Consider the following 1808-nt stretch of genomic DNA (forward strand, 5'->3'; position numbering starts at 1 on the left):
AGCCGTACGACGTGACGGCGACCCGCGCCGCCGCTCACGGCGCACCACCGTCACGCGCCCCCGCCGGTCGGTGGAGGCGGCCGCCGTGACCGGGCGGCCTCCCGCGTGACGCCGCCGCCCGAGGCGACCCGGCCGCGGCCCCGGCCCGGGGCCGGCCGGGTCGGCTCAGACGGACGCGCCGAGGGCGGAGTTGATCCGCTGCGGGTCGCCGCACACGATGAGCAGCGCCGTGGCGCGCTCCCGTGCCGTCGGCAGGATCCGCGCGGGCGCGGACTCCTCGCCGCCGTTGACCGCGACCACGACCACGGGGCGGGGCCTGGCCCGCTCCACGGCGGCGCCGTCGGCGAAGAACACGTCCTCTCCTGCGTCGTGCTGCGCCCAGTACGACGCCTCGCCGAAGGACAGCTCGTGCGTCGCCCACGGGTGCTGCTCGCCGGTGGTGAGCACCAGCACGTCGCCCGGCGCGCGGCCCGAGTCGAGCAGCAGGTCCACGGCCTCCTCGGCGGCGTCGAGCGCTCCCTCGGGCGAAGCGGGGATCACCTGGATCTGGGGTGCGGTGGCGGACGCGCCGCGCGCGGACGCCTGGGGCAGGGCCGCGGAACCGTGCGAGCGCTGCGCCGGGGGCGCCGGCCTCGCGGGACCGGGGCCCGGGCGCCCGGGCCTCGGGGTGGCCGCCGTGCGCGGCCCGGGAACGGGACGCGGACCGGGTACGGGACGAGGGGTCGCTGCGGCGTGGCCTGCGGTCGGCGTCGCGCGGGGACCCTGGGCTCTCTCGGGAATCTGAGGCTCCTCGGGGGTGAGAGGCATGACTGGATGTCTATCAAACGCCGACCCTGAGCGTGTCGGCGGGTGGGCACATTTGTGCCCATGTCTGCGGCTGTACCCATGTCTGTGGCCGTAAGGCACAGCAACGGGAGGCTTTGTCGGAAGTTTCAAAAATCGAGACCGAGTTGGACCCCGCCCTCACTTGCGGCCGTGTCCACAGGGACGCGTGTCTTCTTCATGTGGCGCCACTGGGGCAGCGCGTCGAGGAAGGACCAGGACATCCGGTGGTGCGGTGTCGGTCCCCACTCCCTGAGCGCGGCCTTGTGCACCGGCGAGGGATAGCCGGCGTTGGCGTCGAAGGCGAACGGCGCGTACTCGGCGGCCGCAGCCCCGAGTTCGGCCATCATCGCGTCCCTGCGGACCTTGGCGAGCACCGACGCCGCCGCGACGGACACGCAGGACTGGTCGCCCTTGATGACCGTGCGGACGCGCCAGGGCCCGCCCAAGTAGTTGTGGCTGCCGTCGAGGATCACCGCGTCCGGAACGACCGGCAGCGCCTCCAGGGCGCGCACGGCCGCGAGCCGCAGCGCCGCCGTCATTCCGAGATCGTCGATCTCCTCGGACGACGCGTGCCCGAGCGCGTGGCAGGTGACCCACGTGTCCAGGACGGTGGCGAGTTCGCCGCGGCGCTTGGGCGTCAGCAGCTTGGAGTCGGTGAGTCCGTCCGGGGGCCGGCGCAGGCCGGTGACGGCTGCGCACACCGTGACGGGACCTGCCCAGGCACCACGGCCGACCTCGTCGATGCCCGCTACGGTCTTCGCGCCCGTGGTGGCGCGGAGCGAACGTTCGACGGTGTGCGTGGGTGCTTCGTACGGCATGGCGCAGCAAGCGTACGCCGCGCGAACTCACCGCGACAGTCGGGGTACCCGACAGCGGGCGCGCGCGGCGCGCGGCACGCCCCGGCGACCGCGCCGGAGCGGGTCGGACCCCCGGGCTCCGCCGGTACGCGGCCGAGCCGGCGGGCACCGGAGGAGGGTGCGGCG

The 1808-nt window shown here is 74.9% G+C and carries 2 protein-coding genes; both read right to left on the reverse strand.

Going from position 1 to position 1808, the window contains the following annotated elements; all coding sequences use genetic code 11:
- Nucleotides 1-165 precede the first annotated feature (165 nt).
- Complete coding sequence (locus L1885_RS27975; RefSeq protein ID WP_235799939.1) at nt 166-807, reverse strand: hypothetical protein; 642 nt, start codon at nt 805-807, stop codon at nt 166-168.
- A gap of 125 nt (nt 808-932) precedes the next feature.
- The gene (gene rnhB / locus L1885_RS27980; protein ID WP_235799940.1) at nt 933-1643 is read right to left on the reverse strand and encodes a ribonuclease HII; all 711 of its coding nucleotides are present in this window, start codon (nt 1641-1643) and stop codon (nt 933-935) included.
- Nucleotides 1644-1808 lie beyond the last annotated feature (165 nt).

This window comes from Streptomyces fuscigenes (genome assembly GCF_021556455.1).
GTDB lineage: Bacteria > Actinomycetota > Actinomycetes > Streptomycetales > Streptomycetaceae > Streptomyces > Streptomyces fuscigenes.

Coding starts and splice junctions, on each gene's coding strand:
- L1885_RS27975 (WP_235799939.1), bottom strand. CDS start 807: ATGCCTCTCACCCCCGAGGAGCCTCAGATTCCCGAGAGAGCCCAGGGT.
- rnhB (WP_235799940.1), bottom strand. CDS start 1,643: ATGCCGTACGAAGCACCCACGCACACCGTCGAACGTTCGCTCCGCGCC.